The organism is Asticcacaulis sp. (assembly GCF_047605585.1).
Lineage (GTDB): Bacteria > Pseudomonadota > Alphaproteobacteria > Caulobacterales > Caulobacteraceae > Asticcacaulis.
On record NZ_JASGFK010000009.1, the window covers coordinates 66,934 to 83,981 of the forward strand.

General features: G+C 60.4%; 16 protein-coding genes. All 16 read left to right on the forward strand.

Annotation, left to right across the window (positions count from 1 at the left end; all coding sequences use genetic code 11):
* Window position 1: 1 nt before the first annotated feature.
* The 16 genes from rplM to QM647_RS16980 all read left to right on the forward strand — a co-directional run bounded on the left by rplM (window position 2) and on the right by QM647_RS16980 (window position 17,004).
* Window positions 2–475: a 50S ribosomal protein L13 gene (gene rplM, locus QM647_RS16905; protein ID WP_414996727.1), complete on the forward strand. Its 474-nt coding sequence runs from the start codon at window positions 2–4 to the stop codon at window positions 473–475.
* On the forward strand, window positions 475–951 hold the full coding sequence (gene rpsI, locus QM647_RS16910) for a 30S ribosomal protein S9 (protein ID WP_414996728.1): 477 nt from the start codon (window positions 475–477) through the stop codon (window positions 949–951). The genes rplM and rpsI overlap by 1 nt, the downstream gene beginning before the upstream one ends.
* 90 nt (window positions 952–1,041) lie before the next feature.
* Window positions 1,042–1,986 carry an N-acetyl-gamma-glutamyl-phosphate reductase gene (argC, locus tag QM647_RS16915; protein WP_414996729.1) on the forward strand — a complete coding sequence of 315 codons (945 nt, stop codon included), beginning with the start codon at window positions 1,042–1,044 and terminating at the stop codon, window positions 1,984–1,986.
* Between the two features lie 21 nt (window positions 1,987–2,007).
* A complete protein-coding gene (locus QM647_RS16920; RefSeq protein ID WP_414996730.1) occupies window positions 2,008–2,265 on the forward strand; it encodes a DUF1467 family protein in 258 nt (85 codons plus the stop codon).
* Between the two features lie 95 nt (window positions 2,266–2,360).
* Entirely contained in the window at window positions 2,361–3,677 is a 1,317-nt protein-coding gene (proS, locus tag QM647_RS16925; protein WP_414996731.1) for a proline--tRNA ligase, read from the forward strand.
* Between the two features lie 5 nt (window positions 3,678–3,682).
* Complete coding sequence (locus QM647_RS16930; RefSeq protein ID WP_414996732.1) at window positions 3,683–4,969, forward strand: lipoprotein-releasing ABC transporter permease subunit; 1,287 nt, start codon at window positions 3,683–3,685, stop codon at window positions 4,967–4,969.
* Window positions 4,962–5,651 (forward strand): ABC transporter ATP-binding protein, encoded by a 690-nt coding sequence (locus tag QM647_RS16935; protein WP_414996733.1) that lies wholly within the window; start codon window positions 4,962–4,964, stop codon window positions 5,649–5,651. Before QM647_RS16930 ends, QM647_RS16935 begins: the two co-directional genes overlap by 8 nt.
* A 269-nt stretch (window positions 5,652–5,920) precedes the next feature.
* Window positions 5,921–9,355 carry a DNA polymerase III subunit alpha gene (gene dnaE / locus QM647_RS16940; RefSeq protein ID WP_414996734.1) on the forward strand — a complete coding sequence of 1,145 codons (3,435 nt, stop codon included), beginning with the start codon at window positions 5,921–5,923 and terminating at the stop codon, window positions 9,353–9,355.
* 193 nt (window positions 9,356–9,548) lie between these two features.
* Window positions 9,549–10,331 (forward strand): 30S ribosomal protein S2, encoded by a 783-nt coding sequence (gene rpsB, locus QM647_RS16945; RefSeq protein WP_414996735.1) that lies wholly within the window; start codon window positions 9,549–9,551, stop codon window positions 10,329–10,331.
* 154 nt (window positions 10,332–10,485) lie between these two features.
* On the forward strand, window positions 10,486–11,400 hold the full coding sequence (gene tsf, locus QM647_RS16950; RefSeq protein ID WP_414996736.1) for a translation elongation factor Ts: 915 nt from the start codon (window positions 10,486–10,488) through the stop codon (window positions 11,398–11,400).
* A 181-nt stretch (window positions 11,401–11,581) separates the two neighbouring features.
* Window positions 11,582–12,310, forward strand: coding sequence for a UMP kinase (gene pyrH / locus QM647_RS16955; protein ID WP_414996785.1), 729 nt, complete (start codon window positions 11,582–11,584; stop codon window positions 12,308–12,310).
* A gap of 15 nt (window positions 12,311–12,325) precedes the next feature.
* Window positions 12,326–12,883 carry a ribosome recycling factor gene (frr, locus tag QM647_RS16960; RefSeq protein WP_414996737.1) on the forward strand — a complete coding sequence of 186 codons (558 nt, stop codon included), beginning with the start codon at window positions 12,326–12,328 and terminating at the stop codon, window positions 12,881–12,883.
* A gap of 53 nt (window positions 12,884–12,936) precedes the next feature.
* Window positions 12,937–13,722: a polyprenyl diphosphate synthase gene (gene uppS, locus QM647_RS16965; protein ID WP_414996738.1), complete on the forward strand. Its 786-nt coding sequence runs from the start codon at window positions 12,937–12,939 to the stop codon at window positions 13,720–13,722.
* Window positions 13,703–14,560, forward strand: a complete 858-nt coding sequence (locus QM647_RS16970) for a phosphatidate cytidylyltransferase (RefSeq protein ID WP_414996739.1) — start codon at window positions 13,703–13,705, stop codon at window positions 14,558–14,560. Before uppS ends, QM647_RS16970 begins: the two co-directional genes overlap by 20 nt.
* Window positions 14,557–15,768 (forward strand): 1-deoxy-D-xylulose-5-phosphate reductoisomerase, encoded by a 1,212-nt coding sequence (dxr, locus tag QM647_RS16975; protein WP_414996740.1) that lies wholly within the window; start codon window positions 14,557–14,559, stop codon window positions 15,766–15,768. Before QM647_RS16970 ends, dxr begins: the two co-directional genes overlap by 4 nt.
* A gap of 72 nt (window positions 15,769–15,840) precedes the next feature.
* A complete protein-coding gene (locus QM647_RS16980; protein WP_414996741.1) occupies window positions 15,841–17,004 on the forward strand; it encodes a M50 family metallopeptidase in 1,164 nt (387 codons plus the stop codon).
* Window positions 17,005–17,048 lie beyond the last annotated feature (44 nt).

Below are 17,048 nucleotides of genomic sequence, written 5' to 3' on the forward strand. Positions count from 1 at the left end.
CATGTTGACCTCCACGACCGCGGCGCTCAAGCCCGCAGATGTCGAGAAGAAGTGGATCGTGATCGACGCCGAGGACGCCGTGCTCGGCCGTCTGGCCTCGTACATCGCCATGCGTCTTCGCGGCAAGCACCTGCCTACCTACACGCCGCACACTGATTCCGGCGACTATATCATCGTGATCAATGCCGAGAAGGTCCACCTGACCGGCAAGAAGCAAAACGAAATCTTCTACTGGCACACCGGCCATCCCGGCGGCGTCAAGCAGCGCACGCTTGGCCAACTGCTGACCGGCAAGTATCCCGAGCGCGTCCTCACCAAGGCCGTCGAGCGCATGATGCCGAAGGAAAGCCCGCTGGCCCGCGGTCAAATGACCAACCTGCGTATCTACGCCGGTGCCGCCCATCCCCATGAAGCCCAGCAGCCGGAAGTCATCGACTTCAAGTCGCTGAACCGCAAGAACATCCGGAGCGTCTAATGTCTGAAGTTCAAGGTTTGGAAGCTCTCGCTTCGCTGTCGTCCAACCCCGTCGAGGCGCCCGCCGCCCGCGTTCAGGTTCTGGACAAGTACGGCCGCGCCTATGCCACCGGCAAGCGCAAGAACGCCATCGCCCGCGTCTGGATCAAGCCGGGTTCCGGCAAGTGGATCATCAATGGTCGCGAACAGGAAGTCTATTTCGCCCGTCCGGTGCTGCGCATGATGATCGCCCAGCCGCTCAACCTGACCGAACGCGCCTCGCAGTTCGACGTCATCGTTTCGGTCCAGGGCTCGGGCCTCTCCGGCCAGGCCGGCGCCATCCGCCACGGCCTGTCGAAGGCGCTGACCTATTATGAACCCGCGCTGCGCGGCGTTCTGAAGGCTGCCGGCTTCCTGACCCGTGACTCGCGCGTCGTCGAGCGTAAGAAGTACGGCCGCGCGAAAGCCCGTCGTTCCTTCCAGTTCTCGAAGCGTTAATCGCACGAGTCACGCACTCATGCGGAAAAGCGCTTCGGGCAACCGGAGCGCTTTTTCTTTGCCTGCCTATTTCCTTTTCAGGAGCGTCCTATGTCTCATAAGGTGTTTATCGATGGCGAAGCCGGAACCACCGGCCTGCAGATCCGCGAGCGGCTGGAAAAGCGCCCGGATATCGAACTGATCCGCCTTGGCGACGACAAGCGCAAGGACGCCGCCGCGCGCCGGGACGCGCTTAATTCGGCCGATGCCGTCATCCTCTGCCTGCCCGACGAGGCAGCGATCGAGGCCGTGTCAATGATTGAAAACCCGGACGTGTGCGTGATCGACGCCTCGACGGCCTTCCGCACGGACGAGGCCTGGACCTACGGCTTCCCGGAAATGAGCGATGAGCAGCGCGCCGCCATCAAGGCCTCCAAGCGCATCACCAATCCCGGCTGTCACGCCACGGGCTTTATTGCCCTGACGCGCCCGCTGGTAGAGGCCGGCGTCATCCCGTCCTTCTTCCCGATCACCGCCACCTCCCTGACCGGCTACAGCGGCGGCGGCAAGTCAATGATTGCGGAATTCGAGGGCGACCCTGATCACGGTAAAGGACACGAGCGGCTTTACGCCACTGGCCTGTCACACAAGCACCTGCCGGAAATGACGCTCTATTCCGGCCTGGAAACGCCGCCGGTCTTCACGCCGGTCGTCGCCAACTTCCCGCAAGGCCTGATCGTTCAGGTGCCGCTGCATCTGTGGGCGCTGCCGGACGAGCCGGATATCGATGCGGTACGCAATCTGTTGACCGCCCACTATCTTGGCGAACAGTTCGTGCGCGTGGCCACGGCCGAGGAAAGCGCCGCGGCCGGTGCGGTGCATGGCGCCCTGCTGGCCAACACCAATCAGCTGCTGATCCATGTCTTCGGCAATGAGGACATGCAGACGGCCAACCTGGTGGCGGTGTTCGACAACCTCGGCAAGGGCGCATCGGGCGCCGCTGTACAAAACCTCAATCTGGTATTAGGTGTGGAGGAAGGCCTGGGACTTATCTAGGCTCCAATACAGGAAACGCTTATGAATCCGGTCAGCTGGGCCGCCATCTATCTGATGATCTGGTGGGTCACCTTCTTCGCCATTCTGCCTTTGTGGAACCGCACGCCGGTGGAAGAGGGCAAGGAGGTCATCAAGGGCAATGATCCGGGCGCCCCGATCACGCATAATCTGTGGAAGAAGGTCAGGATCAACAGCGTAGTAGCGTTGGTTGTCTGGCTGATCGTGATTGTCTTCGTATTCTTCATCCATATTCCACTGCCGACAATTCCCGGCGCGTAACGCGAATCCGCCATAATTACGCGCAAAATCGCTTCACTCTGTCAGGTGAACTGACTAGGGTGCGCGCAACTTAAGTTACACACGGATTCTCCATCATGCGCCTATCGCGCTTTTTCCTGCCCCTTCTCAAAGAAAATCCCGCCGAGGCCCAGATCGTCTCGCACCGCCTGATGCTGCGCACCGGCATGATCCGCCAGGAAGCCGCCGGCATCTATGCCTGGCTGCCGCTGGGCTTCAAGGTGTTGAAGAAGATCGAAAAGATCGTCGAGGAGGAGATGGCGCGCGCCGGTTCGGTTCAACTGTTGATGCCGACCCTGCAACTGGCCGACCTGTGGCGTGAATCCGGCCGTTACGAGGACTACGGTCAGGAGATGCTGCGTATCAAGGACCGCCACGAGCGCGAGATGCTCTATGGTCCGACCAACGAGGAAATGATCACCGAGATCTTCCGCGGCACGGTACGTTCCTACAAGGATCTGCCGCTGAACCTCTTCCATATCCAGTGGAAGTTCCGCGATGAGCAGCGCCCGCGTTTCGGCGTGATGCGCGGCCGTGAATTCCTGATGAAGGACGCCTATTCCTTCGACGTCGACGAGGCGGCGGCCCGCAAGGCCTACAACCGCATGTTCACGGCCTATCTGAACATCTTCTCGCGCCTGGGCCTGAAGGCCGTGCCGATGCGCGCCGATACCGGTCCGATCGGCGGCGACCTGTCGCACGAATTCATCATCCTGGCCGATACCGGCGAAAGCGCCGTCTTCTGCCACCAGGACCTGATCGACATGCCGGCGCCCGGCAATGATGTCGATTGGGACAATCTGGAGCACGTCTTCGAAGGTCGCACCGCGCTCTACGCCGCCACCGAGGAAATGCACGACGACGCCCGCTTCAAGGCCGAGGTGCCGGAAGACAAGCAGGTTTCGGCGCGGGGTATCGAAGTGGGCCATATCTTCTATTTCGGTGAGAAGTATTCCAAGCCCATGAAGGCCGTGGTCAATGGCCCCGAAGGCGAGATCACCGTCCATATGGGCTCTTATGGCGTGGGCGTGTCGCGTTTGCTCGGTGCCATTATCGAAGCCTCGCATGATGAGGCCGGCATTATCTGGCCGGAAAGCGTCGCGCCGTTTGACGTGGCGATCATCAACCTGCGCCAGGGCGACGAAGCCTGCGACGCCGCTTGCGAAAAGGCTTACAAGGCCCTGCAATCGGCTGGCCGCGACGTGCTCTATCACGATACCGACGAGCGCGCCGGCGCCAAGTTCGCCGCCATGGACCTGATCGGCGTGCCGTGGCAGCTGATCATCGGGCCCAAGGGGCTGGCGGACGGCCAGGTCGAACTGAAGAACCGCGCCACCGGTGAGCGCCTGACCGTGCCGTTCGAAGACGGTCTCGCGCAGCTCTCGAAAGCCTGAGCCGGATGGGATCGCTGCTGTCGTTGTTCAGTTTCAAAGGCTGGGAGTTCGACCTCGCCCTGAAATATCTCCGCACCAAGCGCAAGGATGGCGGCATCGCGGTGATCGCCATCATCAGCTTTACCGGCATTATGCTGGCGGTGACGGCGCTGATCAGCGTGCTGTCGATCATGAATGGATTCCGCGATGAGCTGATGGCGCGGGTGCTGGCCTTCAGCGGCCATGCCTATGTCTCCGGCGCGCCGCTCAACGACTTTGCCCACCGCGATGAAATGCTAAATCGGGTCAAGGCAATACCGGGTGTTGTGAGTGTATCGCCTTATCTCGATTCACCGGGCCTGATCCAGAATTCGCACGGACAGACCGGCCTGGCCTATATGCGCGGTGTCGTGCCCGAGGCGCTGAAACAGACGCCGCTGATCTATGACAGCATCACGCCGAAAAGCGCCATGTCGCAGTTCGGCACGGGCGATTACGGCGGCGATATCATCCTGGTCGGCAGCGGGGTGGCCAGTGATCTCGGTCTCTCCGCCGGGGATGAAGTAACGCTGGTATCGCCGGGCGGCTCGACCGCCTTTGGCGCCACCCCGCGCCGCAAGGAATATACGGTTGGGGGCGTCTTCAAGAGCGGGGTCAGCGATATCGACAAGGCCTTCATCTATATGCCGATCACCCAGGCGCAGCTGTTTTTCGACCGCGAGGACGAGTGGGATACGGTCGAGATCAAGGTGAAAGACCCCTACAATATCGACACCTACCGGCCGTCCATCTTCAAGGCGGCGGGTGAGGGCGCCTATGTGCTGGACTGGAAGGAACAGAATGCCTCGCTGTGGGGCGCGCTGAAGGTCGAACGCACGGCCATGCGCTTCATCCTGTTCTTCATCGTTATCATCGCCACGCTCAACATCATTTCCGGCATCGTCATGCTTGTGAAGAACAAGGCGCGCGACGTCGCCATCCTGCGCACCATGGGGGCGGACCGCGCCGCCATTTCGCGGATATTCTTCATGGCGGGTTCGATGATCGGTGCGGCGGGCACGGCGGCGGGCCTGCTGCTCGGCGTGCTGTTCTGCACCTTTATCAAGCAGATCCAGCACTTCCTAGAATGGGTCTTCCATATGAAGCTGTTCGATCCGAGCGTCTATTATCTCGATGCTGTGCCGGCCAAGATGGAGCCGTCCGAAGTGGCGTTCGTGGTGATTGCCTCGCTACTGGCGGCCTGTCTCTCGACCCTGTTCCCGGCCCTGTGGGCCTCCAAGCTCGAACCGGTGGAGGCTTTACGGTATGAGTAGTCCCATCCTGTCAATCAAAGGTTTGAGCCGCGATTACGATATCGGTGACGGCCGTACGCTTTCGGTGCTGAAAGGCGCCGAACTTGAGGTGATGCCCGGTGAACTGGTCGGGCTGGTCGGCCCATCAGGCTCCGGCAAGTCGTCACTGCTGCATGCGGCGGGTCTGCTGGAGGCTGTGACGGCATCGCAACTCACCATAGCCGGTGAGGATTTCACTAAAGCTGACGAGCGCAGGCGCACGGCGGCGCGGTTGGAAATGATCGGCTTCGTCTATCAGTTCCATCATCTTCTGCCGGAATACACGGCGCTGGGAAATGTCGCTGTACCGCAGCGTATACTGGGGCGGCCGGTGCGCGAAGCCGAGGCGCGGGCGAGGGAGCTCCTGACCTTGTTGGGTCTGGCTGAACGGCTGGATCACCTGCCGGCGCAGCTTTCCGGCGGCGAACAGCAGCGGGTGGCTATTGCGCGCGCCCTGGCCAATAAGCCCCGTCTGTTGCTGGCCGATGAGCCGACGGGAAATCTTGATCCGGCGACGTCCGGGCAGGTGTTCGAGGCCATGAAGTCCATCGTCAAGTCTCAAGGTGTGGCGGCGGTGATCGCGACCCATAACCTGGAACTGGCACGGCACATGGACCGCGTGGTCAGCCTGTCGGATGGCCTGCTGGTGCCATTCGAGCCCTGATTTTCACCAGACATATCAACAGTTTGTAATTTTGTTCTCCTTGGGGAACAAAAACCTATTGCGCATGGAACAAAACGGGAATAAAGAACAAAGCAAGAATTGAGAACATATTGCGAACTAAAGGAATGTGGAAAAATGGTCAGCGCCCTGCATAATGTATTGTCATTCGTGGCCGTTACGGGCTTTGTTTTCCTGATGTGCCATGTGATGTCGCTGGCGGCCTGACGAGTCGCCCCACATCCGCGGCCCTGAACTTTCGGGAGCGCGTTATGAGCGAAGACTTCATCCATCTGCGCGTCAAGTCGGCCTATTCGCTGCTGGAAGGCGCGATCAAGGCCTATGACATGGGCAAGCTGGCGCACAAGCAGAATATGCCGGCGGTGGGGATCGCGGATCGCTGCAATCTGTTTGGCGCTCTGGAGTTTTCGCAATCCTGCAAGGATTCGGGTGTGCAGCCGATCATCGCCTGCGCCCTGCCGGTCGGGGGCATTGGTGGCGCCGGACCGGAAAAATGGAGCAAGATCCCAACGATTGTTCTGTTCGTACAGAATGAGCAGGGCTATCTAAACCTCACCAAGCTTTCTTCCATTGCCTATGTCGATGCCGACGCCTCCGAAGAACCGCATGTCCGCTGGGATCAGGTCGCGGCGCATAGCGAGGGGCTCATCCTTTTGTCCGGTGGTTTTGATGGCCCGGTGGATGGTCTGTTCCGCCAGAACAAGCCCGACGAGGCAAGGGCGGCCCTGCGCGCCATGTACGAGGCCTTTGGCGATCGCTTCTATGTCGAGCTCCAGCGTCATGACGGCAGCCCGAATGGCGGGGTAAAGGGCAGCGCCGCCGAGGCCGGCCTGGTTGAATTCGCCTATGCGCATGATGTACCGCTGGTGGCCACCAATGACGTGCAGTTCGCCTCGCAGGATCTCGCCTCCGCGCACGAAGCCCTGCTGTGTATTTCCGATGGCGCCTATATGGGCCAGGAAGATCGTCGTAAGGTGACAAAGGACCATTGGTTCAAACCGGCTGCGGCCATGCGCGCTTTATTCGATGATTTGCCGGAAGCCTGCGACAATACGTTGGAAATCGCCAGGCGCTGCGCCTTCCTGGTCAGCAAGCGCGATCCCATCCTGCCGCGCTTCGACACCGGCGCCGGCCGGAACGAGGATGAGGAACTGGCGTGGCAAGCCCGTGAAGGCCTGAAAGAACGCTTCAAACAGGTCAAACTGGCCATGCCCGAGGAGGATTATTGGGCGCGTCTGGACCGGGAAATCGGCATCATCCAGAAGATGGGCTTTCCCGGCTACTTCCTGATCGTTTCCGACTTTATCAAGTGGGGTAAGTCACACGATATTCCCGTTGGACCGGGACGGGGGTCGGGCGCCGGCTCACTCGTTGCCTGGGCGCTGGCCATTACCGATCTGGACCCCTTGCGCTTTGGTCTGCTGTTCGAACGTTTTCTCAATCCCGAACGCGTCTCCATGCCTGACTTCGACGTCGACTTCTGCCAGGAACGCCGCGAAGAGGTTATCTCCTACGTTCAGGAGAAGTATGGCCGTGACCGGGTGGCGCAGATCATCACCTTCGGTACGCTCCAGGCGCGCGCCGTGTTGCGCGATACCGGTCGGGTCATGCAGTTGCCGCTGGGGCAGGTTGATCGCCTGTGCAAGATGGTGCCGAACAACCCGGCCAATCCCACGACCCTGGCTCAGGCCATCGAGATCGAGCCGCGCCTAAAGGAGGCCCGCAATGACGATGACGCGGTCCGGCGGTTGCTCGATACGGCGCTGAAGCTGGAAGGGCTTTACCGGAACGCCTCGACCCACGCGGCGGGTATCGTCATCGGCGATCGCCCGCTGACCGAGCTGGTGCCGCTCTATCGCGATCCCCGTTCGGATATTCCGGCGACGCAGTTCAACATGAAATGGGTGGAGAGCGCCGGTCTGGTCAAGTTCGACTTCCTCGGCCTGAAGACCCTGACCACGCTCAAGCGCGCGCAGAACTATCTGCGTAAGCGCGGTATCGATATCAACTATTCGACCCTGCCGCTCGATGACGCGGCGACTTACGAATTACTGGCTTCGGGACAGTCGATCGGCGTGTTCCAGCTGGAAAGCCAGGGCATGCGTGACACCCTGCGCAAGATGCAGTGTGGTTCGCTGGAAGAGATCACCGCGCTGATCTCGCTCTACCGGCCAGGCCCAATGGATAATATCGACACCTATGTCGACCGCAAGTTTGGCCGCGCGGATATCGACATGCTGCATCCGAGCCTGGAGCCGGTGCTTAAGGAAACCTATGGCGTCATCATCTACCAGGAACAGGTGATGCAGATCGCGCAGGTTCTTTCTGGGTACAGCCTGGGTGAAGCCGACCTTCTGCGCCGCGCCATGGGCAAGAAGAAGAAAGAAGAAATGGACTTGCAAAAGGCAAGGTTCATTTCCGGCGCCAGCGAAAAGGGCGTTCCAGAAAAGCAATCCGACAGCATTTTCGAACTCGTCAACAAGTTCGCCGGTTACGGCTTCAACAAGTCGCACGCCGCCGCCTACGCCTTTATTTCTTATCAGACCGGGTATTTGAAAGCCAATTACCCGGTGGAATTCTTCGCGGCTTCATTCAGCCTCGATATCACCAATACCGACAAGCTGGCGGTATTCTATCAGGATGCGCGGCGCTTCAACATCACGGTGCGTCCACCGGATATCAATCGCTCCATGGCTGATTTCGACGTCGAGGACGGGGAAGTGCTTTACGCCTTGGGGGCCATCCGAAATGTTGGCTTCGAAGCCATGCAAAGCGTGGTGCAGGCACGCGAGGAAGGCGGCAAGTTCACCGATATATTCGATTTCCTTGAGCGGATCGATCCCAAGGCGGTCAATAAGCGGGCAATAGAAAACCTGGCCAAGGCTGGCGCCTTCGACTCTATCCATCCCAATCGCGCACAGATCGTGGCGGCTGCCGATATTCTGATCGCCTATGCCCAGAGCATGGCGGCGGATCGTGCCGCCTCGCAGGTCAGCCTGTTCGGTTCCAACGAATCGTCACGGCCGCGCCTGCCTACCGTTGCTATGGTCTCCGGCCCGGCGCGGCTGGATGAAGAACTGGCCGCCATCGGCTTTTATCTGTCCGGCCACCCCTTGCAGGACATGCTCGATGTCTTCAAGCGCCGCCGCGTCACCCTTTACGCTGAGGCCCTGGCTCTGGCCGGCGAGGGGCAGGAAGCGTTCCGTATGGCGGGGGTGGTTCGGCGCAAGCAGGAGCGTGCGGCGCAAGGGTCCGGTGAGAAGTTCGCTTTCGTTACCCTGTCAGATCCCAGCGGTGAATATGAAGTGCTGTTCCCTCCGGAATCCCTGCGCAAGAACCGGGACCACCTGGAAGTGGGCGCTTCGATTGTCCTGAAAGTCCGCAGCAAGGGACGCGACGGCGAGGTCCGCTTCTTTGGCGATGATGCCGGGCCGATGTCGGATGTGATCAAGACCGATGACATGGGTCTAAAAGTGCATGTCTCGGCGCAGGTGATCAACCTGACGGCGTTCCGCAAGCAGCTTGAAGCGTCGCAATCGCCAAAAGGCGGCGTCATCAGCCTTTTGAGTGATCTGGGCGGGGAAGGGGAGATCGAGTTCAAGCTGCCGCAACGCTATAATCTCGATGCGCATCTGCGCGGAATGCTGAAACACACCCCCGGTGTTCTGTATTTTGAGGATGTGTAGTTCGATCTTTTAGTTACAGGCGTGCGCTTTTTTGCACGGCATGGGTTGATTTTTTTCGAGATTGTGAATAGGTGCACGCCATCTCACACGCAGATACGCGCCTTTGGGTCTCCAGGGGCGTTCCGAGGCTGAAGCGGCTGTTCGCCAGGCTTTCTTTTCTGCGGAGGATTATCGGAAGAAAGGTACTACTCATATGGCCATGCCAGAAATCTCCATGCGTCTCCTGCTCGAAGCCGGTGCGCACTTCGGTCACCAGACCCACCGCTGGAACCCGAAGATGGAACGCTACCTGTTTGGTTCGCGCTCCAACATCCATATCATCGACCTGTCGCAAAGCCTGCCGCTGTTCCACCAGGCGCTCCTGAAGGTGCGCGAAGTCGCTGCCTCCGGTGGCCGCGTCCTGTTCGTCGGCACCAAGCGCCAGGCCCAGGGCCCGGTTTCGGCGGCCGCCAAGCGTTCGGCCCAGTATTATGTCAACCACCGCTGGCTCGGCGGCACCCTGACCAACTGGCGCACCATTTCCGGCTCGATCGCCCGTCTGCGCGAACTGGAAAACGTTCTGGACAACAATCCGGCCGGCCGTTCGAAGAAGGAACTGCTGACCCTGACCCGCGAGCGTGAGAAGCTCGAACTGTCGCTGGGCGGCATCAAGGACATGGGCGGCATCCCCGACCTGATGTTCGTGATCGACACCAACAAGGAAGGCATCGCCATCCAGGAAGCCCGCAAGCTGAACATCCCGGTAATCGCGATCCTCGACTCGAACTCCGATCCGGACGGCATCACCTATCCGGTTCCGGGCAACGACGACGCCGCCCGCGCCCTGCAACTCTACTGCGATCTGGTCGCCGACGCCGTTCTGGACGGCCTTGCCGCTGGTCAGGTGGCTTCGGGTCGCGATCTGGGCGCTTCGGTCGATCCGATCGAGCCGGCCCTGGTTGCCGAGGACGCTCCGGAAGCTTCCACTGAGGCCTAAGGCTTCCTATATAGGGGCCAACTCATTGGCCTTTTGAGACTTGTGACAGCTTAAAGCTCGCCATTTTCCTTATGGTCGGCTTTAGGCTGTTGCTGAATTGACATGTATCGCGGCTATGACGCTGCGTGATTAACATCTAATTTTGGAGGATTTCATGGCTGAAATCACTGCTGCCCTGGTTAAGGAACTGCGCGAAAAGTCGGGCGTGGGCATGATGGATTGCAAGAAGGCGCTGGCTGAAAACAACGGCGACATCGAAGCATCTATGGACTGGCTGCGCGCCAAGGGTCTTTCGAAGGCCGCCAAGAAGGCCGACCGTGTTGCCGCCGAAGGCCTGGTCGCTGTCGCCACCAAGATCGAAGGCAAGGGCATGACCGCCGCTGCCGTCGAAGTGAACGCCGAAACCGACTTCGTGTCGCGTAACGAACTGTTCCAGACCCTGGCCCGCCATGCCGGCGCCGCCGGCGTGGACGCCAACACGGTCGAAGACGTCGCGGCCGCCGTCAATGACGAGATCACCAACCTGATCGCCACGATCGGCGAAAACATGGTTGTGCGCCGTTTCGCCAAGCACACCGTTTCGGAAGGCGTTGTCGCGACCTATATCCACAACGCGATCGCGCCGGATCTCGGCCGTATCGCCGTGCTCGTTGCCGTGGAATCGGCCGGCGATCAGGAAGCCCTGAAGGAAATGGGCCGCAAGGTCGCCATGCATGTCGCCGCCACCCAGCCCCTGTCGCTGAACGTCGAAGACCTGAACCAGGAACACGTCGAACGCGAAAAGGCCGTCCTGACGGAACAGGCCAAGGAATCGGGCAAGCCGCTGCAGGTCATCGAAAAGATGATCGAAGGCCGCATCCGTAAGTTCTACGAAGAAGTCGTGCTGCACAAGCAGGCCTTCGTCATGAACCCGGACCAGACGGTTGAGGAACTGGTGGCTGAAACCGCCAAGACCCTCGGCACACCGGTCAAGATCACGGCCTTCACGCGTCTCGCCCTCGGCGAAGGCGTCGAGAAGAAGACCGAAGACTTCGCCGCTGAAGTCGCGTCCATGATGGGCGGCAACTAAGTCGGACTATCGACTATGAAGCTTTGGGAGGCGTCGGCATTTGACAGGCCGGCGCCTCTTTTTTATGACGAGGGTGCAACTGGAAAACCTGCCACCCGCCTGTTCAAAGCGTCTTTAAAGCGCTAAGCCGTCACATATCTGACGCCCACTGATTCACCGGAGCCGACCCATGACGACCGCAATGCCCGACTCCCCGATACCGCTGACCTACAAACGCATCCTGCTGAAGGTTTCCGGCGAGGTGCTGATGGGCGACCAGGGCTTCGGCATCGATATGGCGACCGTCAAGGCGGTGGCGGCAGAAGTCGCCGAGGTGGCGCGCCAGGGCGTCGAACTGTGTCTGGTGATCGGTGGCGGCAATATTTTTCGCGGCCTCTCCAAGGCGGCGGGCGACATGGAGCGTTCCAGCGCCGACTATATGGGCATGCTGGCCACAGTGATGAACGCCCTGGCCATGCAGAATGCCCTTGAAAAGCAAGGCATCGACACCCGCGTACAATCAGCCATTCAGATGAACGCCGTGTGCGAGCCTTTCGTACGTCGCCGGGCGATCCGCCATCTGGAAAAGGGTCGGGTGGTCATTTTTGCTGCCGGCACCGGCGCGCCCTATTTCACCACGGATACCGCCGCGGCCCTGCGCGCCGCCGAAATGAATTGCGACGCGCTCTTCAAGGGCACCTCGGTCGATGGCGTCTATACCGCCGATCCGAAGAAGGACAAGACCGCCGAGCGTTACAAAAACCTGAACTATCTTGAGGTCTTGTCAAAGGATCTTAAGGTCATGGACGCATCGGCCGTCAGCCTGATGCGCGAGAATAATATCCCGATCGTCGTGTTTTCGATCCGCACGCCCGGCGCCCTGAATGAGGTCATTCACGGTAAGGGTACCTATACTGTCATTACGCAATAGAAAAGAGAGACCGTCATGGCAAAGCCAGAACTCAATCGTTACAAGGACCGTATGGAAAAGGCGGTCGATGCGCTGAAGGACGACTTCTCGGGCCTGCGTACCGGGCGCGCCTCGGCTTCGCTGCTCGATCAGGTCATGGTCGATGCCTACGGCTCTTCCATGCCGCTCAATGCCTGTGCCTCGGTCTCGGTGCCTGAGCCGCGCATGATCAGCGTCAATGTCTTTGACCGTGGCACGGTCACGGCGGTGGAGAAGGCGATCCGTAATGCCGGCCTCGGCCTGAACCCGATCACCGATGGCAACACCCTGCGTATTCCCATCCCGCCACTGACCGAGGAACGCCGCAAGGAACTGGTTAAGATCGCCGGCAAGTATGCCGAAACCCAGAAGGTCGCCGTGCGCAATGTGCGCCGCGAAGCGATGGACGATCTTAAGAAGGCTGAAAAGGCGTCGGAGATCAGCGAGGACGAAGAGAAGAAGGGCGGCACAGAGGTGCAGGGCTTTACCGATGCGGCGATCAAGCGTATCGATGAGCTGCTGAAGGCCAAGGAAGTCGAGATCATGCAGGTCTGACCGATCTGTCCCGACGTATCAAGTACCGGCCCCGCTAATCGAGAGTTGCTTTCATGCCTTCTGGCCCCACGGATGCTCTGACCGCTGCCCAAAGCCAGGGTGTGACGGCGGCTGCCGTAAAGCCTCTGCATGTCGCCGTGATCATGGATGGCAATGGTCGCTGGGCCAAGTCACGCAACCAGATCCGCACCCTGGGTCACAAGGCCGGGGTCGACGCCCTGAAGCGGACGATCACCGCCGCCGTCGATCTGGGCGTGACCCACATGACCGTCTTCGCCTTTTCGACCGAGAACTGGCGCCGGCCGGAATCGGAGGTCAATGACCTGATGGGGCTGTTGCGGGCCTTCATCAAGTCGGACCTGGAGCGCCTGCGCCGGGAAGGGGTCTGCGTGCGCATCGTTGGTCAGCGCGATGGGCTGCCGGCGGATATCGTCGGCATGGTTGATGACGCCCACGAGAAGACGAAAGATAATTCACGTTTCTATCTGCAGGTGGCGCTGAACTATGGCGCCCAGGCAGATATCGTCGCAGCGGTCAGAACCATCGCCGGCGAGGTCAGGGCCGGCACGCTCGCCCCCGAGGCCATCACGCCGGAGCGTTTCGGCGGCTATCTTTCCACCAGCGGCCTGCCGCCACTCGACCTGCTGATCCGCACCAGTGGCGAGCACCGCCTGTCGAATTTCCTGCTGTGGGAAGCCGCCTATGCCGAGTTCGTCTTCCAGGATATTCTCTGGCCGGATTATGGCTATGAGCCGCTGAAGGCCGCTCTTGATGTCTTTGCCCGCCGCGATCGCCGGTTCGGCGCTGTGGAGGCGGGGCATGTCAAGCCAGCCACCTGAAGCCGAAACAGCTGTTCCCCTCGCAAAACCGAAAAGCAAGCGCAGCGAACTGGCCGTTCGCATCATCTCCGCTCTGGTTCTGATCGGCGGGGTTCTGGGCATCACCATGCTGCCGGATCACCGGCCGTTTCTGGTCATGATCAGTGTCGGCGTGGCCTTACTGTGCATCGAATGGGGGCTGATGATGGCGCCCAATGTCTCCGGGCGCATCGCCGTGGCAGTGGCGACGGCGGGGATCGCGGCACTCTTCGTAGGCTATCTTGGTCATCCGTTGTTGTCGATTCTGATCCTGTGCTTTGGCTCCCTGTGCGCTGGGCTCTATGCCTATCGGCTGCATGTCGGCTGGGTTGATGGAGCCTATGGTGTGCTTTATATCGGCTGGCCGGCCATCGTGATCATGTGGCTGCACCAGAGTAATCGCGGCGTGGAATGGGTCCTGTTCGCCTTTCTGATCGCCTGGGCGGCGGACAGCGCCGCCTTCGCGGCCGGGCGGCTGATCGGCGGACCCAAGCTGTGGCCACGCTATTCGCCGAACAAGACCTGGGCGGGCTTTGCCGGCGGGCTTATCGCCGGCATGCTGACGGCGGGCGCGCTTTCGGATATCACCGGCCTGTTCAAGCATGACACCTCAGCCTCGGTGGTCGGCCTGCTGGTGGCCCTGGCCACCATGGCGGGTGACCTGTGGGAATCGGCACTCAAACGACGTTTCGGAGTGAAAGATGCCGGCACACTGATACCAGGCCACGGTGGATTGCTCGACCGCGTCGACGGTCTGATGTTTGCCATTGTCGCAATCGGCGGTATACGTCTGCTGGTTATGCTAGGCACCGAAATATGAACGCACCCCGCCGCATCTCGATTCTGGGCTCTACCGGCTCGATCGGTGTCTCCACCCTGAAGCTGCTGGATGAAACCGGCGTGCCGGGGCGCGACTATGTCATCGAGACCCTGGTGGGCGGCCGCAATGCCGCGCTTCTGGCCGAGCAGGCGCTGAAATACCGTCCAGCCATGACCGTCATTGCCGATGAAGGGCAGTGGCCGGCATTCAAGGCGCTGATGGACGGTTCCGGCCTGGATATCGCCTGCGGAGAACCGGCGGTCTGCGCGGCAGCGGCGCGGCCGGCCGACTGGATCATGGCGGCCATTGTCGGCATTGCCGGCCTGAAGCCGACCTGGGCGGCGGCGGCCACCGGCGCGATCCTGGCCCTGGCCAACAAGGAAAGCCTGGTGTGTTGCGGACATGCCCTGATCGAGCGCGTGGAGGCGCACGGCGGCAAGGTGTTGCCGGTCGATTCGGAGCACAATGCCATCTTCCAGGTGCTCGACCAGCCGGAACGCGTCAGCCGGCTGATCCTGACGGCCTCGGGCGGGCCTTTCCGCGGACGGTCACGCGAGGACCTGAAAGCGGTAACGGTGGAGCAGGCCCTCAAGCATCCAAACTGGAGCATGGGCGCCAAGATCACCATCGATTCCGCCACCCTGGCCAACAAGGGGCTGGAATTCATCGAGGCGGCCTATCTCTTCGATATGCCGGCAAGCAAAATCGACGTACTGGTGCATCCGCAATCGGTCATCCATTCGATGGTCGAGTACAAGGACGGCTCCTCCCTGGCGCAACTGGGTTCGCCGGATATGCGCGTGCCGATTTCCTACTGCCTGGGCTGGCCGAAGCGCATCGACTGGCAGGCGCCCCGGCTCGACCTCGCCGAGCGCGGCGCCCTGACCTTCGCGCATCCGGACCTCGAGACCTTCCCGATGCTGCGTCTGGCGCGGGAAGCCCTGGAAGCCGGGGAGGGGATGCCGACCGTTTTCAACGCCGCCAACGAGGTATGCGTACAGGCATTTCTGGAGCGTCGCATAGGTTTCCTGCAGATCGCCGAATTTGTGGAATCTGCCATGATGCGGGCTCAATTGCCATCTATCCCTTCCAATGATCACGCAAGCCGTGATACGAACGACCGGACCATGACACGCGCGCTGGAGATCGATAGCGAGATCCGCCGCCTGGTGGGCGAGCTTTTCGCCTCTGCCAGACTGTCGGCGTAGGGTCGGGGTTGCAGCGCGTTAGGGGAAACCGTCTTGCTGAATTTTATCGCAGGTATAGTGCCTTTCCTGATCATGATTTCCCTCATCGTGAGCTTTCACGAACTGGGGCATTTCAGCGTGGCGCGCCTGTTCAAGACCCGTGTGGAACGTTTCTCCGTCGGCTTCGGCAAGATCCTGTTGCGCAAGCGTGACAAAAACGGTGTTGAATGGTGTCTGAGCGCCCTGCCTCTGGGCGGTTATGTCAAATTTGCCGGCGATGAAAACATCACCTCGATGATGCCGTCGCCCGAGGAAATGGAAGCCTCGCGCATCGCCATTACCGAGCGCGAGGGCGCGGCGGCGGTAAAAGACTATTATCACTTCAAGCCGCTGTGGCAGAAGTTTCTGATCATCCTGGCCGGTCCGGCGTTCAATTTCATTCTGGCCATCGGCATATTGACGATTGTTTTCTGGGTAATGGGCGATTCCTACGTGCCCGCCAGGATCATGCGGGTGGTGCCGGACAGCCCCGCCGCTGCCGCCGGATTCCTGCCGGGCGATATGATTTTATCCGTCGATGGCCGTGATGTCAGGAGCCGGGAGGATGCGCGGCTGATGATCGTCCTGCGCGCCGACACGGCGACCCGATTCGATATCGACCGTAGCGGCAAACACCTGACACTCACGGCCACGCCGCGTCGTGTGGCCCTTGAGCCAGGCGGTCCAAATCCGAACGCTACCGGTGGCCAGCTGGGCATCGACATGAACGGGCCGGAGGTCGAGGTGCCTCTGAATCCCTTGCAGGCATTGGTCGCTGGTAATGCGCAGACGTGGAAGGCGCTTGATACAAACCTGACCTATATAAGCCGTATTTTCACCGGAAAAGAAAACGGTAACCAGATCGGCGGCATCGTCGGGATGACCAAGGCCGCTGGCGATGTCACTGTGGCCTATTCCCAGGTGAAGGCCCCGCTCTGGCAAATCGCTTACAATCTGTTCTTCACCTACCTGCAGTACATGGCCTATATCTCCATCGGCGTCGGCTTCCTCAACCTGTTGCCCATACCAGCGCTCGATGGCGGGCACCTGGCCTTTATCCTGTGGCAGGGTGTGACGAAAAAGACGATTTCGGCCGGATTCCAGAATGCGGCCTTCAGGATTGCCATAGTGCTGGTATTAGGCTTAATGCTATTCGCGTTCTGGAACGACATCAATAATATCGGACTGACCAAATTCATCGGCGGGCTGTTCTCGTGATACGACAGACCAACCCCTTCGCTTTCACGGCGCGCGCCGCCAAG